The following is an 18,584-nucleotide window of genomic DNA, read 5'->3' on the forward strand; positions in this document are numbered from 1 at the left end:
CCCTCGTCTGGATTGCCTACGCAACTGATCAGCAATGATCGAGGGACGCGACAATGACTAATCTTCTGCTGTATCAACGCATCGCCCAGCAACTGGCCGAGGACATTCGGCGGGGCGTTTATCAGCCTGGCGAGCGAGTGCCGTCGGTACGCAAGATGAGCTCGCAACTCAATGTGAGCCACGCCACGGTGTTGCAGGCGTATGCCAATCTTGAAGATCAGGGGCTGATTCGCGCGCGTCCTCAATCCGGTTATTACGTACATCAAACGCCCGCGCTGACGGCACCCACACCTGATATTGCGCGAGTTGAGCGCCCAGGGTTGGTGACACGGGCCAGTATCATCCAGCAAGTGCTGGTCGAGGCCCGGCGTGAGGGGGTTTTTGCTTTTGGTGCGGCCGTGCCCCATGTGGATTACCTGCCGGTGCGGGCGTTGCATCAACAGTTGGCCAAGGTGACTCGGTTTCAAAGTGTGCGCGCCTTTAGCTATATGTTCAGCCCTGGTTTTGAGCCCTTGCGTCGCCAAGTGGCGATTCGCATGCGTGATGCAGGCGTGATCGTCGATCCCTCCGAGGTCGTCATCACTCACGGCTGTGTCGATGCGCTGCAGATGTCGCTACGGGTACTGACCAGCCCGGGTGACTTGATCGCGACGGAGTCGCCGACCTATTACGGGCTGCTGCAACTGGCTGATTTACTGGGGCTGAAGGTTATCGAAATTCCCAGTGACCCGACCACCGGCATCAGTCTGGAAGCCTTGCAGTTGGCGGCTAATCAGTGGTCGATCAAAGCACTGGTCCTGACCTCGCGCCTGAGTAATCCGCTTGGCAGCACTATGCCCGAGGAGCGGCAGAAACACTTGCTGCGGCTGGCATCAGACTTCGACATCCAAATTGTCGAAGACGATATTTACGGCGAACTCATGTATGAGCAGGGTCGTACCAAGTCGCTCAAAGCCTTCGACCGATTGGGGCGAGTTATCTATTGCTCGAGTTTTTCCAAGACACTGTCGCCAGGTGTACGGATTGGCTGGATGATCGCCGGAAAGTATCAGGCCGAAATCCAGCGTTTACAGACCTTCACCACTCATTCGGCTTGCAGCGTCACGCAAATGGGCGTGGCGTCTTATCTTGAAAATGGGGGCTACGACCGCCATTTGCGCTATATCCGCCAAGAGCATCGCAAGAACCTCAGTGCATTCCAGCTTGCCGTTCAGCAGATGTTTCCCGAAGGCACGCAAATTAGTCGGCCGTTGGGCGGATTTATCCTTTGGATCAGTTTGCCGGGCAGGGTAAATACCCAAGAGCTGCACGTACGTGCGCTGGAACAAGGCATCAGCATTGCGCCGGGCCTGATCTTCAGCAATACAGAGCAGTTCAACCATTGCATTCGGCTGAACTGTGGCATGCCCTGGAATCGCGAGGCGGAGCGAGCGCTGATGACGGTAGGAATGTTGGCCAAACAGCTCTGTCAGGAGGCTGTGCTAGGGGCTGTTGCCGTTTGAGTGTAAACGGCGACCCACCCTGGCGTGGTGAACCTCCGCGAGTGGTAGGGTTCTATCGGTTTAGGTGCTCGGTGTGGCGCATGTCGACTTGCCACGAGGCTTGCATGAGGCCAGCATATGGCTCTGACTTTTCTGCCGTTTGACCTATGAACTCATTACGTTGTATTGGACTGTTGATGTTAGTGGTAGTGGGCGGGTGTGATGCTGACAGGCCGCCGCCCGCGCCTAAAGTTGCCTCTGAAATGAAGGCGCTCGCGCCACAGGCCGCGCCAGCCGAGGAAAGCAAAGCAACCGCTGACGTCAATGCTGCACAGATGAAGGATTCTGCACCTGCCGGTGTATCGAACGCTTCGTCGATCCATGAGTTGGCGCCTAACGTGTCGGTGGTTCCTGTCGTAGCGGCCAGCAGGCCTCTGCCTGTGACGACGAAGGTTACCCCTGCCAGCATCCCGCAAAAGGCCCAGTCGGGTAATGCAAAGTCTTCCAAGGTGAAGGAAGACAACGCAGAAATCGCCCACCGCGCTCCGGTGAGCAGTAAGACCAAGACTCCCGCGCAAGTGGTTAAGGATACGCACTTGCCCAAGCCCACATTGGACCTGAGCTTGCCGCCCGAGATGGTCAAACAGCTAACGCCACCGGGTAACGTGATCACAGCGGCGCCTCAGCCCAAGCCGCTGTTGCCGAAAATGTTTCCGGACTCGCAGGGTGATCCAGACTTTCAGCTCAATGGTCGGCTGCTGAGCAATGAAATGCAGCTGCAATTGCGTAACGAAGCCCGTCGTGATGTAGAAGGCGCGGCCGTGGATTTCACCTTCAAGAAGTGATGGCAGTTCGTCCCTTATCATCCTTCATTTTCAAACGAGTGTTTTAGCGGGTAATATCGCGCTATCTCCCACCGTCTCTTAAGAGAAAACTCTTCATGGAATGCCGTTCGGGCTGCGGCGCTTGTTGCATTGCGCCGTCTATTTCTTCACCGATTCCGGGTATGCCTCAAGGCAAGCCTGCTGGAGAGCGTTGCCTGCACCTTTCGGTTGAGATGCTCTGCGCGCTGTTCGGTCGCCCTGAGCGGCCTGTCGTCTGTGGGCAGTTCAAGGCAGATCCAGAGGTTTGCGGGAATAATCAGCAAGAGGCTATCCGCTTGATCGGGTGGTGGGAGCACGTCACAACCGTCGCTTGCTAAGCGTCGTGTTGGCCGATTGATTCATCTGAACTTAAGACAATAAGGAACAAAATATGGGTTCGTTGCATCGGATTACGTTTGGACTGGGTTTTGCGATATTGGTGGCGTCGAGTGCTCACGCAGAGGACTGGAAAGTTGCCAAGGATGAGGATGGGATCAAGATCTCGCTGAGTGAGGTGGCCGGCTCGAAATATAAGGCTTACCAGGGCGTTACGACAATAAAAGCCAATATCGCCAGGCTGCGGGCCCTGCAGGAGGATGTTGTGGCCGCCTGTGCGTGGATTCACGAGTGCAAGTCGCAAAAAGTTCTCAAGCACGACGGTGACAAGGTCTGGACCTATACCCAATTCAATACCCCTTGGCCGGTGACGCCACGCGATTCGGTGCTGCAGGTCACGACAGTGGAGGGCGCCGATGGCAGCCTGACCCGCACTCTGGAAGGCCAGCCCAAGTACATTCCTGATGAGCAGGGTTTTGTGCGTGTTTCACAGGTAGAAGGTTTCTGGAAGTTCGTTCCCAAAAGTGCCAACGAGACAGAAGTGACCTACCAGGTCCATACCGAGCCCGGGGGTAGCGTTCCGTCCTGGCTCGCGAACAAGTTTGTGGTTGATGCGCCTTTCAGTACGTTGAAGGCGTTAAAGGAGCGGGCAGAGAAATAATCGACTTCGCCGAGCGGTACAGTTTCACGAATAACAAAAAAGGCTGCCACTGGCAGCCTTTTTGTTAAGCGGGTCGCTTACTTGCGGTCGACCAAAGGCACGATGTCGCGAGAAACTTCGCCGGTATACAGTTGGCGCGGACGGCCAATTTTGTATGGGCTGGAAAGCATTTCTTTCCAGTGTGAAATCCAGCCAACAGTACGCGCCAACGCAAAGATCACGGTGAACATGCTGGTTGGAATGCCGATCGCCTTGAGAATGATCCCCGAGTAGAAGTCGACGTTTGGATACAGCGAACGCTCGATGAAGTACGGATCGGTCAGCGCGATCTCTTCGAGGCGCATGGCCAGTTCCAGTTGCGGATCGTTGGTGATGCCCAGTTCGCGCAGGACTTCATCGCAGGTCTGCTTCATCACGGTAGCGCGTGGGTCGCGGTTTTTGTAAACGCGATGACCGAAGCCCATCAGTTTGAACGGATCGTTCTTGTCTTTCGCCTTGGCGATGTAGGTGTCGATGTTCGAGACATCGCCAATTTCATCGAGCATGGTCAGAACGGCTTCGTTGGCACCGCCGTGAGCGGGGCCCCACAGTGCAGCGATACCCGCTGCAATACAGGCAAACGGGTTGGCACCCGAAGAGCCGGCCATGCGCACGGTGGAGGTGGAGGCATTCTGTTCATGATCGGCATGGAGGATGAATATCCGGTCCATGGCCTTGGCCAGCGTCGGGCTGATCGGTTTGATCTCGCACGGCGTGTTGAACATCATGTGCAGAAAGTTTTCCGCGTAGCTCAGGTCGTTACGTGGATACATCATGGGCTGGCCCATGGAGTACTTGTAGACCATCGCAGCCAGGGTCGGCATCTTGGCAACCAGGCGGATCGCAGAAATCTCACGATGTTGCGGATTATTGATGTCCAGGGAGTCGTGGTAGAACGCGGACAGCGCGCCTACTACGCCGCACATGACGGCCATTGGGTGAGCGTCGCGACGGAAGCCGTTGAAGAAGGTCTTCAATTGCTCGTGCACCATGGTGTGATTTTTCACGGTGACAACAAATTGTGCTTTTTGCTCGACAGTTGGCAATTCGCCGTTGAGCAGCAAGTAGCAGGTTTCCAGGTAGTCCGATTGCTCGGCCAACTGTTCTATCGGGTAACCTCGGTGCAGCAGAATACCTTTGTCACCGTCAATAAAGGTGATTTTGGATTCGCATGAGGCGGTCGACATGAAGCCAGGGTCGAAGGTGAAGTGTCCGGTGGCGGTCAGGCCGCGTACGTCGACTACATCGGGACCCAGTGTGCCGGTCAGAATGGGCAGCTCGACGGGGGCTGCGCCCTCGATGATCAACTGCGCTTTTTTGTCAGCCATGTGGCCTCCTATTTATGCTTCAAATCATCAGACAGGCCCCCCACGCAGGGCCCGCATCACTATAGTGAGATAAATTCTAAAGTCAATTTGCCTAAAGTCCCGCCACAGAAGGGTTTAAACAATGCTTTTCCTCGAATTTCGCTGCCATTTACGCCTTTTATCCAGCCAGCGCAATCCGCCATTAGCGTAGGGTTCGCGCGTTGTCATTAGTTACCTAACTGTCTATACTCGGCGTCCGACCACCAGGGGCTTTGAGGCCCGTTTTACTGGGGGTCGTCACTCCCTGGGTGGTGGGTACCTGACCAGTGCACTTCCCAACAACTTGCCCTGATTGTTAGGGGCTCTTCAGTGTGAAAAAAGCCGTGAAAAGCCAACGACCTGTAAACCTAGACCTAAGGACCATCAAACTCCCCATCACCGGCGTAACGTCATTTCTTCATCGCGTCTCCGGCATCATCCTCTTCATAGGCATTGCGATCATGCTTTATGCATTGAGCAAGTCTTTGGGTTCCGAGGAAGGTTTCGCCGAGGTGAAGGCATGCTTGACCAGTCCGCTGGCCAAGATCGTTGTGTGGGGTCTTCTCTCCTCCTTGCTGTATCACTTGGTGGCTGGCATTCGCCACCTGATCATGGATGCGGGTATCGGTGAGACGCTGGAAGGCGGACGACTGGGCTCGAAAATCATCATCGCCGTTGCCTTGGTGTTGATCGTTCTGGCGGGAGTTTGGATATGGTAACCAGCGTTACGAACCTGTCACGTTCCGGCCTCTACGACTGGATGGCGCAGCGCGTCTCCGCTGTCGTGCTCGCGGCTTATTTCATTTTCCTGATTGGATATCTCGTTGCGCACCCGGGCCTTGACTACGCCCATTGGCACGCACTGTTCACCCATAACGCGATGCGCATCTTTAGCTTGTTGGCCCTTGTGGCTCTGGCTGCTCACGCTTGGGTCGGCATGTGGACTATCGCCACCGACTACCTTACGCCGATGGCGCTGGGCTCGTCCGCGACGGCCGTGCGTTTCCTTTTCCAGGCTGTGTGCGGCATTGCGATGTTCGCGTACTTCGTCTGGGGTGTGCAGATTCTTTGGGGTATCTGATTCATGGCTAACATTAATTCACTTTCATTCGACGCCATCATCATTGGCGGCGGCGGCGCAGGCATGCGTGCGGCCTTGCAACTGGCTCAAGGCGGCCACAAGACCGCTGTAGTCACCAAGGTATTCCCGACTCGTTCGCACACCGTTTCCGCGCAGGGCGGCATTACTTGCGCCATCGCATCGGCCGATCCGAACGATGACTGGCGCTGGCACATGTACGATACCGTCAAGGGCTCCGATTACATCGGTGACCAGGACGCTATCGAATACATGTGTTCCGTAGGTCCGGAAGCTGTGTTCGAACTCGAGCACATGGGTCTGCCGTTCTCGCGTACCGAACAGGGTCGTATCTATCAGCGTCCTTTCGGCGGTCAGTCCAAGGACTTCGGCAAAGGCGGTCAGGCTGCACGTACTTGCGCTGCGGCCGACCGTACCGGTCATGCGCTGTTGCACACCCTTTATCAGGCCAACCTGAAAGCTGGCACTGTATTTCTCAACGAATACTACGCAGTGGACCTGGTCAAGAACCAGGACGGCGCATTCGTCGGCATCATCGCCATCTGCATCGAGACCGGCGAGACCTCCTACATTCGCGCTAACGCGACGGTATTGGCCACTGGCGGCGCAGGCCGTATCTATTCCTCGACCACCAATGCCCTGATCAACACGGGTGACGGTATTGGCATGGCGCTGCGTGCAGGCGTTCCGGTCCAGGACATCGAAATGTGGCAGTTCCACCCAACCGGCATCGCCGGCGCAGGTGTACTGGTCACTGAAGGTTGCCGCGGTGAAGGCGGTTACCTGATCAACAAGCATGGCGAGCGTTTCATGGAGCGTTATGCTCCGAACGCGAAAGACCTTGCCGGTCGCGATGTGGTTGCACGTTCGATGGTCAAAGAGATCATTGCCGGCAACGGCTGTGGTCCGGATGGCGACCACGTAATGCTCAAGCTCGATCACTTGGGCGAAGCCGTGTTGCACAGCCGTCTGCCAGGCATCATGGAACTGTCCAAGACCTTCGCTCACGTCGATCCAGCCGTTGCACCGATCCCGGTCGTACCTACTTGCCACTATATGATGGGCGGCGTAGCCACCAATATTCACGGCCAGGCGATCACTCAGGATGCGGCGGGCGTGGACACCATCATCCCAGGCCTGTTCGCGGTGGGTGAGGTGGCGTGCGTATCGGTTCACGGTGCTAACCGTCTGGGCGGCAACTCGTTGCTCGACCTGGTGGTCTTCGGTCGTGCGGCTGGTCTGCACCTTGAGCAGGCACTCAACGAGGGCATCGACTACCGTCGTGCTTCGGCAACCGATATCGACGTCGCGCTGGCTCGCCTCAACAGTCTGAACGAGCGTACCGATGGCGAAGACGTAGCCTCCCTGCGTAAAGAACTGCAAAGCTGCATGCAGAACTACTTCGGTGTATTTCGCACCGGCGAATACATGCAGAAGGGTATTACCCAGCTGGCCGATCTGCGCGAGCGTATTGCCAAAGTCAAAATCAACGACAAGAGCCAGGCGTTCAACACTGCCCGTATCGAAGCGCTGGAATTGCAAAACCTGCTGGAAGTGGCCGAAGCCACGGCGATCGCTGCAGAGCATCGTAAAGAGTCCCGTGGTGCTCACGCCCGTGAAGACTTCGAAGATCGCGACGATATCAACTGGCTCTGCCACACCCTGTATTTCCCGGGTGAAAAACGTGTAGCCAAACGTGCCGTGAACTTCTCACCGAAGACTGTTCCGACGTTCCAACCCATGATTCGGACTTACTAAGGGTGGCCGATATGTTGCAAGTCAGTGTTTATCGCTACAACCCTGATCAAGACGCCGCACCGTTCATGCAGGAATTCCAGGTCAATACCAACGGTAAAGACCTGATGGTGTTGGACGTTCTCGCGTTGATCAAAGAGCAGGACCAGGGCTTTTCATATCGTCGTTCTTGCCGCGAAGGTGTTTGCGGCTCCGATGGTATGAACATCAACGGCAAGAACGGCCTGGCGTGCATCACGCCGCTGTCCTCCGTGGTCAAGGGCAACAAGCTGGTGATTCGCCCGCTCCCTGGTCTGCCGGTCATTCGTGACCTGGTCGTCGATATGAGCATCTTCTACAAGCAGTACGAGAAGGTTAAGCCATTCTTGCAGAACGACACGCCGGCTCCGGCCATCGAACGTCTGCAAACGCCAGAAGAGCGTGAAAAGCTGGACGGTCTGTACGAGTGCATCCTGTGCGCTTGTTGCTCGACTTCCTGCCCGTCCTTCTGGTGGAACCCTGACAAGTTCCTCGGTCCAGCTGCATTGCTGCAAGCCTATCGCTTCCTGGCTGACAGTCGTGACACCAAGACCCAGGAACGTCTGGCATCGCTGGATGATCCATTCAGTGTGTTCCGCTGCCGCGGGATCATGAACTGCGTGAACGTTTGCCCTAAAGGTCTCAATCCGACCAAGGCTATCGGTCATGTACGCAGCATGCTTCTCAAAAGCGGTATCTGAGTTCGCTGTATCCGTAGCATCGATGTATTTGTAAATGCTGTACCTGTAACCGCTGCGGCGCAGGCTTCAACCGGCGCCGTAGTTTTAACCTGAGCAGCAGCTATTGTGGCTGCGGCTCTTATTTTGAAGAAATGAGACCAGCAGGGGCATCCGGGCTGGTACCCGGACTATCTGCGTGATCCTTGGTGGCTTGTTACAGTCGCTGCACATGGACTATTTCAAGCTCGCTGTGGTGTCTTCGCCGGTGGTGTCCCCTTACCGAGGGTGACCAAGCATGCAAGAAAGCGTGATGCAGCGCATGTGGAACAGTGCCCACCTATCCGGTGGTAACGCTGCCTATGTGGAAGAGCTTTATGAGCTCTACCTGCACGACCCGAACGCTGTGCCAGAAGAGTGGCGCACCTACTTTCAGAAGCTGCCAGCTGACGGCAGCACTGCCACCGATGTATCGCACTCGACGATTCGCGATCATTTCGTGTTGCTGGGTAAAAACCAGCGCCGCGCTCAACCGGTATCTGCCGGCAGCGTGAGCAGCGAACACGAGAAGAAGCAAGTTGAAGTCTTGCGACTTATCCAGGCATTCCGTATGCGGGGCCATCAGGGCGCCCAGCTCGATCCGCTGGGACTTTGGAAGCGTCCTGCGCCTGCCGACCTATCGATCAATCATTACGGTTTGACCGACGCCGACCTCGATACAACCTTCCGCGCAGGTGACTTGTTCATCGGCAAAGAGGAAACGAGCCTACGCGAAATCCTCGACGCTTTGCAGAAGACATATTGCCGCACCATCGGCGCCGAGTTCACTCACATTGTCGATTCCGAGCAGCGCAACTGGTTTATGCAGCGCCTCGAAAGCGTGCGCGGCCGTCCAGCATTCTCTGCCGATATTCAGAGTCATCTGCTTGAGCGCGTCACTGCGGCTGAAGGGCTGGAAAAATACCTGGGTACTAAATACCCGGGTACCAAGCGTTTCGGTCTGGAAGGTGGTGAAAGCCTGATCCCGATGTTGGATGAGTTGATCCAGCGTTCCGGCTCGTATGGCACCAAGGAAATCGTCATTGGCATGGCCCACCGTGGCCGTCTGAACGTCCTGGTCAATACCTTCGGCAAGAATCCTCGTGATCTGTTCGATGAGTTCGAAGGCAAGAAAAAGGTCGAGCTTGGTTCGGGTGACGTCAAGTATCACCAGGGTTTCTCCTCCAACGTAATGACCAACGGTGGCGAAGTTCACCTGGCGATGGCATTCAACCCGTCTCACCTGGAGATCGTTTCTCCGGTGGTTGAGGGTTCGGTGCGTGCTCGTCAGGATCGTCGCAACGATTCGACCGGTGAAAAGGTTCTGCCAATTTCCATCCACGGTGACGCTGCATTCGCAGGTCAGGGCGTGGTAATGGAAACCTTCCAGATGTCGCAGACTCGCGGCTTCAAGACGGGTGGCACGATTCACATCGTGATTAACAACCAGGTTGGTTTTACCATCAGCAATCCGGAAGACTCGCGCTCTACCGAGTACTCGACCGACGTTGCCAAGATGATCCAGGCGCCGATTCTCCATGTGAATGGTGATGACCCTGAGGCCGTGGTGTTCGTTACTCAGTTGGCTATCGATTACCGCATGCAGTTCAAGCGTGACGTGGTTATCGATCTGGTTTGCTACCGTCGCCGCGGTCACAACGAAGCGGACGAACCAAGTGGTACCCAGCCACTGATGTACCAGCAGATCGCTAAACAGCGCACCACTCGTGAGCTGTATGCCGATTACCTGACTAACGCCGGTATTCTGGACACCGCTGCTGCACAAGCGAAGATTGACGACTACCGTAACGCGCTCGACAACGGCATGCACGTTGTGAAGAGCCTGGTCAAGGAACCGAACAAAGAGCTGTTCGTTGACTGGCGTCCGTATCTGGGTCACGCCTGGACCGCGCGTCACGACACAAGCTTCGACCTGAAGACCTTGCAGGAGCTGTCGTCTAAATTGATGGAGCTGCCGGAAGGCTTCGTCGTTCAGCGTCAGGTACAGAAGATCTACGAAGATCGTCAGAAGATGCAAGTCGGTGGCCTGCCCATCAACTGGGGTTACGCTGAGACGATGGCGTACGCGACTCTGGCATTCGAGGGTCACCCGATCCGCATGACAGGTCAGGATATCGGTCGCGGTACGTTCTCGCACCGTCACGCCGTTCTGCACAACCAGAAGGATGCAGGCACTTACATCCCTCTGCAGAATCTGTATGCCGGTCAGCCGCGCTTTGATCTGTACGACTCCTTCCTGTCGGAAGAGGCCGTGCTCGCGTTCGAATATGGTTATTCGACCACTCAGCCTAATGCACTGGTCATCTGGGAAGCTCAGTTCGGCGACTTCGCCAACGGTGCCCAGGTCGTGATTGACCAGTTCATCACCAGCGGCGAGCACAAGTGGGGCCGCCTGTGCGGTCTGACCATGTTGCTGCCACACGGTTATGAAGGTCAGGGCCCTGAGCACTCGTCGGCGCGTCTTGAGCGTTACCTGCAGTTGTGCGCCGAGCACAATATTCAGGTCTGCGTACCCACCACCCCGGCTCAGATCTACCATCTGCTGCGCCGTCAGGTGATCCGTCCGCTGCGCAAGCCGTTGATCGTGTTGACGCCAAAGTCGTTGCTGCGCCACAAACTGGCCATTTCGACGCTGGAAGATCTCGCCGAAGGCTCGTTCCAGACTGTCATTCCGGAAATCGATACCCTCGATGCCGCCAAAGTGACTCGTCTGGTGCTGTGCAGTGGCAAGGTTTACTACGACCTGCTGGAAAAACGTCGTGCCGAAGGCCGTGAAGACATCGCCATCGTGCGTATCGAACAGCTCTATCCGTTCCCGGAAGATGACCTGATGGACGCAATCGCGTCTTACACCAATCTGACCAATGTGGTCTGGTGTCAGGAAGAACCGATGAACCAGGGCGCTTGGTACAGCAGTCAGCATCACTTGCGCCGTAGCATTGGCAACCATAACCGCCACCTCGTTCTCGAGTACACCGGTCGTGACGCTTCTGCTGCTCCTGCTTGTGGCTATGCATCGATGCACGCCGAACAGCAGGAAAAATTGCTGCAAGACGCGTTCACTGTTTAACGCCTTCGCGCATTAGAAACCGAATTAAGGAATTTTGAATAATGGCTATTGATATCAAAGCCCCCTCTTTCCCGGAATCCGTTGCCGATGGCACCATTTCCAAATGGCACAAGCAACCGGGCGAAGCGGTAAAGCGCGACGAGCTGCTGGTCGACATCGAGACTGACAAAGTCGTTCTTGAAGTCTTGGCCGAAGCTGATGGCGTGCTGGCATCGATCGTAAAAGGCGAGGGCGAAACCGTCCTCTCCAATGAACTGATCGCGACCCTCGACGCAGGCGCTACTGCTTCGGCTGCACCTGCTGCCGCCGCGCCGGCTGCTGCACCTGCCCAGGCCGCCGCTGCTCCAGTTGCATCGGCTGCCTCGGCTGTTGACGATGATGCCATCGGCGGTCCTGCTGCTCGCAAACTGGCTGATCAAAACGGCATCAACCTGGCCAGTGTCAAAGGCACGGGTAAAGATGGCCGTGTCACTAAAGAGGACATCGTTGCTGCGATCGAAGCGAAGAAATCCGCTCCGGCCGCTGCGCCTGTTGCCAAACCGGCCGCTGCTGCAGCACCTGTCGTGGCGGTCGGTGAGCGTGTTGAAAAACGCGTTCCGATGACCCGCGTCCGTGCCACCGTGGCCAAGCGTCTGGTTGAAGCACAGTCGAACATGGCAATGTTGACCACCTTCAACGAAGTCGACATGACCGAAGTCATGGCTCTGCGTTCGAAATACAAGGACCTGTTCGAGAAGTCCCACAATGGCGTGCGCCTGGGCTTCATGTCGTTCTTCGTCAAGGCCGCTACCGAGGCGCTGAAACGCTTCCCAGCGGTCAACGCGTCGATCGACGGTTCGGACATCGTTTACCACGGCTATGCCGACGTCGGTGTTGCCGTGTCCAGCGATCGTGGTCTGGTGGTTCCGGTGCTGCGTAACGCAGAACAGATGAGCCTGGCTGAAATCGAAGGCGGCATCGCTGCCTACGGTAAGAAAGCGCGTGATGGCAAACTGTCCATCGACGAGATGACCGGCGGCACCTTCACGATCACCAACGGTGGTACTTTTGGCTCGATGATGTCGACCCCGATCGTTAACCCGCCACAAGCGGCCATCCTCGGCATGCACAACATCCTGCAACGCCCTATGGCGATCAATGGTCAGGTTGTGATCCGTCCGATGATGTATCTGGCTCTGTCCTACGATCACCGTTTGATCGATGGTAAAGAAGCCGTGACGTTCCTGGTCACCATCAAAAACTTGCTGGAAGATCCGGCTCGTCTGCTGCTGGATATCTGATGAGGCAGTCGCAAGCTGCAAGCCCCACGCTTCAAGAAAGAAGCGGTTCGGCGTGCAGCTTGAGGCTGACAGATTGCATCTAACGAATAAGTCGCAAGCCGGCTCTGCAGTTCAACGCAGATCAGCTTGTAGCTTGCAGCTTGAAGCTCGCAGCTAAAGAGGAACTCTTTGTTATGTCCCAGAAATTCGACGTGGTAGTGATTGGCGCAGGCCCTGGCGGTTATGTTGCCGCCATCAAGGCTGCGCAACTTGGTCTCAAGACTGCCTGCATCGAGAAATATCAGGACAAGGAGGGCAAGCTGGCCCTGGGCGGTACTTGCCTGAATGTCGGTTGCATTCCTTCCAAGGCGTTGCTGGACAGCTCCTGGAAGTTCTACGAAGCCAAAAATGGTTTCGCTGTTCACGGTATCTCCACTTCCGAAGTGAAGATGGACGTCACTGCGATGATCGGCCGCAAGGCACAGATCGTTAAAGGCCTGACCGGCGGTGTCGCCAGCCTGTTCAAGGCAAACGGTGTGACTTCCCTGCAAGGCCACGGCAAGCTGCTGGCTGGCAAGAAAGTCGAACTGACCGGCGTTGACGGTACTGTTGAAATCATCGAAGCCGATCACGTGATCCTGGCCTCCGGCTCACGTCCGATCGACATTCCGCCGGCTCCGGTCGACCAGAAAGTCATCGTTGACTCCACCGGCGCCCTGGAATTCCCGGCTGTGCCTGGTCGTCTTTGCGTGATCGGTGCTGGCGTGATCGGTCTGGAACTGGGTTCGGTCTGGGCTCGCCTGGGTTCCAAGGTGACCGTTCTGGAAGCGCTGGAAAAGTTCCTGCCAGCGGCTGACGAAGCCGTTTCCAAAGAAGCGTTGAAAACCTTCACCAAGCAAGGTCTTGATATCAAGCTGGGCGCCCGCGTGACCGGTTCGAAAGTCAATGGCGACGAAGTCGTTGTGACTTACACCGATAAAGACGGTGAGCAGAACATCACGTTCGATCGCGTCATCGTTGCAGTAGGCCGTCGTCCTGTGACCACCGATTTGCTGGCTTCGGACAGCGGCGTGGACATCGACGAGCGCGGTTTCATCTTCGTCAACGATCAATGTGAAACCAGCGTTCCTGGCGTCTACGCGATCGGTGATGTGGTTCGTGGTCTGATGCTGGCGCACAAGGCTTCGGAAGAAGGCATCATGGTTGTCGAGCGCATCAAGGGTCACAAAACCCAGATGAACTACGACCTGATCCCATCGGTTATCTACACTCACCCGGAAATCGCGTGGGTCGGTAAAACCGAGCAGACCTTGAAGGCCGAAGGCGTAGAAGTTAATGTCGGCAGCTTCCCGTTCGCAGCAAGCGGCCGTGCAATGGCGGCGAATGACACTGGCGGTTTCGTCAAGGTCATCGCCGATGCCAAGACCGACCGTGTACTGGGTGTACACGTGATTGGTCCGGGCGCCGCAGAACTGGTTCAGGAAGGCGCGATTGGTATGGAGTTCGGTACCAGTGCCGAAGACCTCGGCATGATGGTTTTCTCCCATCCGACGTTGTCCGAAGCGCTGCACGAAGCTGCTCTGGCTGTGAACGGCCACGCCATTCACATCCAAAATAAGAAAAAACGCTAAATACAAAAAGAAACCACAACGGAGGGCCCGTCGTGAGCCTTGCGAGCAAGACTCACCGCGGAATCTTCGTTGGACTCGACCTTTCGGATCGCCTCGGGGATGTACGCATACGTTCCTGAGGTGGCCGAAAATAGCGGTCACAGGTGGTGCGGCACGTTTCGACGCGCAGCACCGTATGCGCAGTACCTAACGAAGACGGTAATAAGCATGAATCTCCACGAGTATCAGGGTAAGCAGCTGTTCGCTGAGTACGGCCTGCCGGTATCCAAAGGCTACGCAGTAGACACCCCGCAAGCAGCAGCAGAAGCGTGCGACAAGATTGGCGGTACCGAATGGGTTGTAAAAGCCCAGGTCCACGCTGGCGGTCGCGGTAAAGCGGGCGGCGTAAAGCTGGTTCGCAGCAAAGAAGACGCAGCTGCCTTCGCTCAACAATGGTTAGGCAAGCGTCTGGTGACTTACCAGACTGATGCTAACGGCCAACCAGTCACCAAGATCCTCGTTGAATCCTGCACTGACATCGCCAAAGAGCTGTATCTGGGCGCTGTAGTTGATCGCTCGAGCCGTCGTATCGTGTTCATGGCTTCCACCGAAGGTGGCGTGGACATCGAGAAAATCGCTCACGAAACGCCTGAGAAGATTCTCAAGGCCACTATCGATCCACTGGTTGGCGCGCAGCCATTCCAGGGCCGCGATCTGGCATTCCAGTTGGGTCTGGAAGGCAAGCAGGTCACTCAGTTTGCCAAGATATTCACTGGCCTTGCCAAACTGTTCAAAGATCACGACCTGGCACTGCTGGAAGTGAACCCGCTGGTGATCAAGGCTGATGGCGACCTGCATTGCCTGGACGCCAAGATCAACATCGACGCCAACGCCATGTACCGTCAGCCTAAGCTGAAGGCTTTCCACGATCCATCGCAAGATGACCCACGTGAAGCCCACGCTGCCAAGTTCGAACTGAACTACGTGGCACTGGACGGTAACATCGGTTGCATGGTCAACGGTGCTGGCCTGGCCATGGGTACCATGGACATCGTCAACCTGCATGGCGGCAAACCGGCCAACTTCCTCGACGTTGGCGGCGGTGCTACCAAAGAACGCGTAACCGAAGCGTTCAAGATCATTCTGTCCGACAGCAATGTTGCAGCCGTTCTGGTCAACATCTTCGGCGGTATCGTTCGTTGCGACATGATTGCCGAAGGCATCATCGGCGCAGTGAAAGAAGTAGGCGTGAAAATCCCGGTTGTTGTTCGCCTTGAAGGCAACAACGCTGACCTGGGCGCTAAAGTACTGGCAGAAAGCGGTTTGAACATCATCGCAGCTACCAGCCTGACCGACGCTGCTCAACAAGTCGTCAAAGCTGCGGAGGGCAAATAATGAGCGTCCTGATCAATAAAGACACCAAAGTTATCTGCCAGGGTTTCACTGGTTCGCAAGGTACTTTCCACTCCGAACAAGCCATTGCCTACGGCACTAAAATGGTTGGCGGCGTGACACCAGGCAAAGGTGGCACCACCCACCTGAACCTGCCAGTGTTCAACACTGTGCGCGAAGCTGTAGAGCAAACCGGCGCAACTGCATCGGTTATTTATGTTCCGGCTCCTTTCTGCAAAGACTCGATCCTTGAGGCAGCGTTCGGTGGCATCAAGCTGATCATCTGCATCACCGAAGGCATTCCTACCCTGGACATGCTGGATGCCAAGGTCAAGTGCGACGAGCTGGGTGTTATCTTGATCGGCCCTAACTGCCCGGGCGTTATCACTCCGGGCGAGTGCAAGATCGGCATCATGCCAGGCCACATCCACTTGCCAGGCAAAGTCGGCATCGTGTCGCGTTCCGGCACCCTGACTTACGAAGCTGTGAAGCAGACCACTGATGCCGGTTTCGGGCAGTCGACTTGTGTTGGTATCGGTGGTGACCCGATCCCAGGCTCAAACTTCATCGACATCCTGAAGCTGTTCCAGGAGGACCCGAAGACCGAGGCGATTGTGATGATCGGCGAGATCGGCGGTTCTGCTGAAGAAGAAGCGGCTGCCTACATCAAGGCGCACGTGACCAAACCAGTTGTTTCCTACATTGCCGGTGTGACTGCCCCTGCGGGCAAGCGCATGGGCCATGCTGGCGCAATCATCTCCGGCGGCAAAGGCACTGCAGACGAGAAGTTTGCTGCACTGCAAGACGCAGGCGTGAAAACCGTGCGTTCGCTGGCAGACATTGGCAAGGCCTTGGCTGAGCTGACAGGTTGGGAAGTGAAGAAGTAAGCATCACTGCTGACCAATCACAGCTTGACCGGCAAAGGCCACCTTCGGGTGGCCTTTGTGCGTTATGGCATTTGAAGATTCAGGCCTCTATACAGACTAAGTGAGACCAACCGTCACCCGCAATTTATCCCATACCGTGGGGCGATATTGCTCGCTAAGCGGTCTACGGCATCGAATGCCGTCTCAAGGAATCAAACGCTCTTTCCTGAGTTGCTCGAAGACATCGAAAAACGCCTGATCACTGGCCTGAAAATCGGTGAAGCCCAGTGCGCGGCTTTTCGACATATCGGTCACCACCTCTATCGGACGCCCTAGGTCGGCATCGGTGTGCCACGGCGAAATCAGACGATTAATGTCGGCTTCTTTTAACCCGTGTTCAGTGACGATCTTGCTCCAGGCGGCCTGATCTCCGGCCATTTGCGTTTCCAGCGGCGATAGCTGTTGCGGGTAGTCGGCAGGGACCAGATCGAAGTACTTGGCGATCCGGCCCCACATCCAGCTCCAGCGAAACACGTCACCGTTGGTGATGTTGAACGCCTGATTGGCTGCGCCTGGGGTGGTGGCGGCCCACAGCTGTTGCCTGGCCAGTTGGCGGGCGTCGGTCATGTCGGTGAGGCTGTCCCACTGCACCCGGGAACCGGGGAATACAAACGTTCGGCCAGTGGCTTTGCAGATCGAGGCGTAGACGGCGAGGGTCGTCGCCATGTTCATCGCGTTGCCCACCGCCACGCCGGTCACGGTGTGCGGGCGATGCACACTCCAGGTGAAACCGTCTTTCTCAGCAGCGGCAAAGACCTCGTCTTCCTGGGCGTAGTAGAAGTTTTCGATGTCCAGACGGCCCTGTTCTTCACGAAAAGGCGTCTGCGGCAGGCTGCCTTTGCCATAGGCTTCGAAGGGGCCGAGGTAGTGCTTCAAGCCCGTAACCAGCGCGACATGCTGAACGCTGTTGGCTGGACGAAGGGCATCGAGGACGTTACGCACCATCGCCGCATTGACCCGGATGTTTTCGGCTTCTGTGGCTTGCCTGGACCACGTGGTGATAAACACATGCGTCGGCTTCAGATCGTGCAGTGCCTGATTCAATGACGTCAGGTCCTGAAGGTCCGCGGTCACCGGGATCACCCCCGCAACTTGTGACGGATGACGCGAAAGCGCGGCGACCTGCCACTGATTGTCGAGCAGTAACTGTGTGATGGCGCTGCCGACGATGCCGCTGGCGCCGACGACCAGAGCTGTCTGGGTCATGGGGTTCTCCTGGAATGCGTGATGTGATTTCTGATCAGGGCCCTTCACGAGTTACCCCGGGCTCTATGTACGTCAGCCAAATGTAGGCTGCGATGTGATCTGACTGCGAGGCGATCTGACGTTGGATCGCAGCCTTCGGCAGCGCCACCGAACGGCGCCAGACTAAATTTCTGTGTGAGTGAAGTGGCGCGTGAAAGCCACGAAAAGAGCACTGAATAGTTCAGAACCGAATCGCACCGCAGAGGTTCCGTCAATCCGGGCAACCTCATCCCACCAACAGTGCCGCCCCGTACATCCCGATGGCAAACACCACATGGCCAACGATGTTCTGCAACCGTGCCACGTTTGGCTTGGGCGCTTTGCTGCACGCGACGCCAACACCCATGCCCGGTTGCAGAATGAACCATCCTGCGCCAACCGTGACCAGGCCAACAATCAATGCCGGAAGGAAGGTTGGGTTGTGCGCCCATTGCACTCCCCAGATGAGCAGTACGGCAGCAGCGAAAAGGATGCCGATCACGTAGTGCATGGCCCAGCCGATCGCCAGCTCGTTGCTGACAGTCGGTGCGTTCGGGATGCCTTCACGCCGGATGAATCGTCCTTCGGGCATGCCGGCAAACCAGCGTCCTACCAAATGCCAGGGCGGAGTCGGCAAGCCGAGGGTGGTCTTGAGCAACAACGCCCAGAGATCCAACAGCGCGGTGCCGCCGATGCCGATCAGTATCGCGAGGTAGATGAATTCAAACATCATGTTCCTTATTGATTGTCGGTTGGCTTGCAGGTCGT

Annotated in this window: 16 protein-coding genes; 13 read left to right on the forward strand and 3 right to left on the reverse strand. The window is 56.4% G+C overall.

Translation table 11 applies throughout. The features are described from left to right. The first annotated feature begins 53 nt into the window (after positions 1-53). From VGC62_RS10350 to VGC62_RS10365, 4 genes are all read left to right on the forward strand, one after another. Positions 54-1,502, forward strand: a complete 1,449-nt coding sequence (locus tag VGC62_RS10350; RefSeq protein ID WP_331186985.1) for a PLP-dependent aminotransferase family protein — start codon at positions 54-56, stop codon at positions 1,500-1,502. Positions 1,503-1,744: 242 nt separating this feature from the next. Continuing rightward, the gene (locus VGC62_RS10355; protein WP_331186986.1) at positions 1,745-2,326 is read left to right on the forward strand and encodes a translation initiation factor 2; all 582 of its coding nucleotides are present in this window, start codon (positions 1,745-1,747) and stop codon (positions 2,324-2,326) included. A gap of 95 nt (positions 2,327-2,421) precedes the next feature. Beyond that, entirely contained in the window at positions 2,422-2,682 is a 261-nt protein-coding gene (locus tag VGC62_RS10360) for a YkgJ family cysteine cluster protein (protein ID WP_331186987.1), read from the forward strand. Positions 2,683-2,735: 53 nt separating this feature from the next. Next, a complete protein-coding gene (locus VGC62_RS10365; RefSeq protein ID WP_331186988.1) occupies positions 2,736-3,341 on the forward strand; it encodes an START domain-containing protein in 606 nt (201 codons plus the stop codon). Positions 3,342-3,418: 77 nt separating this feature from the next. Here the strand turns inward: VGC62_RS10365 and gltA are convergent, their stop codons facing one another. Next, the gene (gltA, locus tag VGC62_RS10370; protein WP_331186989.1) at positions 3,419-4,708 is read right to left on the reverse strand and encodes a citrate synthase; all 1,290 of its coding nucleotides are present in this window, start codon (positions 4,706-4,708) and stop codon (positions 3,419-3,421) included. Positions 4,709-5,058: 350 nt separating this feature from the next. Between gltA and sdhC the strand changes: the two genes are divergently transcribed. The 9 genes from sdhC to sucD all read left to right on the forward strand — a co-directional run bounded on the left by sdhC (position 5,059) and on the right by sucD (position 16,553). Then, positions 5,059-5,445, forward strand: a complete 387-nt coding sequence (sdhC, locus tag VGC62_RS10375) for a succinate dehydrogenase, cytochrome b556 subunit (RefSeq protein WP_331186990.1) — start codon at positions 5,059-5,061, stop codon at positions 5,443-5,445. Next, positions 5,439-5,807 carry a succinate dehydrogenase, hydrophobic membrane anchor protein gene (sdhD, locus tag VGC62_RS10380; protein ID WP_331186991.1) on the forward strand — a complete coding sequence of 123 codons (369 nt, stop codon included), beginning with the start codon at positions 5,439-5,441 and terminating at the stop codon, positions 5,805-5,807. The genes sdhC and sdhD overlap by 7 nt, the downstream gene beginning before the upstream one ends. A gap of 3 nt (positions 5,808-5,810) precedes the next feature. Then, entirely contained in the window at positions 5,811-7,583 is a 1,773-nt protein-coding gene (gene sdhA / locus VGC62_RS10385; protein ID WP_331186992.1) for a succinate dehydrogenase flavoprotein subunit, read from the forward strand. A gap of 11 nt (positions 7,584-7,594) precedes the next feature. Beyond that, positions 7,595-8,299: a succinate dehydrogenase iron-sulfur subunit gene (locus VGC62_RS10390; protein WP_331186993.1), complete on the forward strand. Its 705-nt coding sequence runs from the start codon at positions 7,595-7,597 to the stop codon at positions 8,297-8,299. A gap of 274 nt (positions 8,300-8,573) precedes the next feature. Beyond that, entirely contained in the window at positions 8,574-11,405 is a 2,832-nt protein-coding gene (locus VGC62_RS10395; RefSeq protein WP_331186994.1) for a 2-oxoglutarate dehydrogenase E1 component, read from the forward strand. Positions 11,406-11,446: 41 nt separating this feature from the next. Further along, positions 11,447-12,685, forward strand: a complete 1,239-nt coding sequence (gene odhB / locus VGC62_RS10400) for a 2-oxoglutarate dehydrogenase complex dihydrolipoyllysine-residue succinyltransferase (protein ID WP_331186995.1) — start codon at positions 11,447-11,449, stop codon at positions 12,683-12,685. A 173-nt stretch (positions 12,686-12,858) separates the two neighbouring features. Further along, positions 12,859-14,295 (forward strand): dihydrolipoyl dehydrogenase, encoded by a 1,437-nt coding sequence (gene lpdA, locus VGC62_RS10405; RefSeq protein ID WP_331186996.1) that lies wholly within the window; start codon positions 12,859-12,861, stop codon positions 14,293-14,295. A gap of 207 nt (positions 14,296-14,502) precedes the next feature. Beyond that, entirely contained in the window at positions 14,503-15,669 is a 1,167-nt protein-coding gene (gene sucC, locus VGC62_RS10410) for an ADP-forming succinate--CoA ligase subunit beta (RefSeq protein ID WP_331186997.1), read from the forward strand. Continuing rightward, a complete protein-coding gene (gene sucD, locus VGC62_RS10415; RefSeq protein WP_331186998.1) occupies positions 15,669-16,553 on the forward strand; it encodes a succinate--CoA ligase subunit alpha in 885 nt (294 codons plus the stop codon). Before sucC ends, sucD begins: the two co-directional genes overlap by 1 nt. A 183-nt stretch (positions 16,554-16,736) precedes the next feature. Here sucD and VGC62_RS10420 read toward each other — a convergent pair whose 3' ends face one another. Together VGC62_RS10420 and VGC62_RS10425 are read right to left on the reverse strand one after the other, a co-directional pair. Further along, positions 16,737-17,798, reverse strand: coding sequence for an SDR family oxidoreductase (locus VGC62_RS10420; RefSeq protein ID WP_331186999.1), 1,062 nt, complete (start codon positions 17,796-17,798; stop codon positions 16,737-16,739). A 265-nt stretch (positions 17,799-18,063) separates the two neighbouring features. Next, complete coding sequence (locus VGC62_RS10425) at positions 18,064-18,546, reverse strand: DUF2938 family protein (RefSeq protein ID WP_331187000.1); 483 nt, start codon at positions 18,544-18,546, stop codon at positions 18,064-18,066. Positions 18,547-18,584 lie beyond the last annotated feature (38 nt).

Source organism: Pseudomonas sp. (assembly GCF_036404235.1).
Lineage (GTDB): Bacteria > Pseudomonadota > Gammaproteobacteria > Pseudomonadales > Pseudomonadaceae > Aquipseudomonas.

Coding starts and splice junctions, on each gene's coding strand:
- VGC62_RS10350 (WP_331186985.1), top strand. CDS start 54: ATGACTAATCTTCTGCTGTATCAACGCATCGCCCAGCAACTGGCCGAG.
- VGC62_RS10355 (WP_331186986.1), top strand. CDS start 1,745: ATGAAGGCGCTCGCGCCACAGGCCGCGCCAGCCGAGGAAAGCAAAGCA.
- VGC62_RS10360 (WP_331186987.1), top strand. CDS start 2,422: ATGGAATGCCGTTCGGGCTGCGGCGCTTGTTGCATTGCGCCGTCTATT.
- VGC62_RS10365 (WP_331186988.1), top strand. CDS start 2,736: ATGGGTTCGTTGCATCGGATTACGTTTGGACTGGGTTTTGCGATATTG.
- gltA (WP_331186989.1), bottom strand. CDS start 4,708: ATGGCTGACAAAAAAGCGCAGTTGATCATCGAGGGCGCAGCCCCCGTC.
- sdhD (WP_331186991.1), top strand. CDS start 5,439: ATGGTAACCAGCGTTACGAACCTGTCACGTTCCGGCCTCTACGACTGG.
- sdhA (WP_331186992.1), top strand. CDS start 5,811: ATGGCTAACATTAATTCACTTTCATTCGACGCCATCATCATTGGCGGC.
- VGC62_RS10390 (WP_331186993.1), top strand. CDS start 7,595: ATGTTGCAAGTCAGTGTTTATCGCTACAACCCTGATCAAGACGCCGCA.
- VGC62_RS10395 (WP_331186994.1), top strand. CDS start 8,574: ATGCAAGAAAGCGTGATGCAGCGCATGTGGAACAGTGCCCACCTATCC.
- odhB (WP_331186995.1), top strand. CDS start 11,447: ATGGCTATTGATATCAAAGCCCCCTCTTTCCCGGAATCCGTTGCCGAT.
- lpdA (WP_331186996.1), top strand. CDS start 12,859: ATGTCCCAGAAATTCGACGTGGTAGTGATTGGCGCAGGCCCTGGCGGT.
- sucC (WP_331186997.1), top strand. CDS start 14,503: ATGAATCTCCACGAGTATCAGGGTAAGCAGCTGTTCGCTGAGTACGGC.
- sucD (WP_331186998.1), top strand. CDS start 15,669: ATGAGCGTCCTGATCAATAAAGACACCAAAGTTATCTGCCAGGGTTTC.
- VGC62_RS10420 (WP_331186999.1), bottom strand. CDS start 17,798: ATGACCCAGACAGCTCTGGTCGTCGGCGCCAGCGGCATCGTCGGCAGC.
- VGC62_RS10425 (WP_331187000.1), bottom strand. CDS start 18,546: ATGTTTGAATTCATCTACCTCGCGATACTGATCGGCATCGGCGGCACC.